At 43.9% G+C, this 458-nt stretch carries 1 protein-coding gene; it reads left to right on the plus strand.

Annotated elements, in window-relative coordinates; all coding sequences use genetic code 11:
• Positions 1 to 225 precede the first annotated feature (225 nt).
• A partial coding sequence (locus E0L37_RS21370) for a hypothetical protein (protein WP_240687534.1) occupies positions 226 to 458 on the plus strand: 233 nt, incomplete at its 3' end.

Raw genomic sequence — 458 nt, forward strand, 5'->3', positions numbered from 1 at the left:
GTACGTGATTATGCCAAAGATCTCGAAGCAAGAGGCATAGATCCGAATAACGTAGGCGATGCTATCGAAATTAAAATGGTCGATGTTGAAGCCGAAATGAAAGCGAAATCAGATGAGTTCAAAAAAACAGGCTCTGAGATCTACCACAAAGCAGTTTAATTGATGGAGCTAGGCATCAGCGATAGGCTCTGGGTTTTTACCTAGGGCCTAGCGCCCAGAAAGTTTATGTCTTTAAAGATAGCGATACTGGGCTTTGGTTTAACTGGCCGTTTAACTGCATTAGCACTTGCTAAAGAGCATCAGTTAAGTGTGTTTGAGCAAGATGATGAACATGCTAGCAACAGTGCTGGCAGCGTTGCTGCAGCGATGTTGGCACCCCTTGCAGAATCAGTCCTGTGTGAACAGGATTTAGCTCTACAAGGGCTTAATAGCATCATTCGTTGGCAGCAAATTTTAAG

The sequence above is a fragment of the Alcanivorax sp. 24 genome, assembly GCF_004360225.1.
Taxonomy (GTDB): Bacteria; Pseudomonadota; Gammaproteobacteria; order Pseudomonadales; family Alcanivoracaceae; genus Alloalcanivorax; species Alloalcanivorax xiamenensis.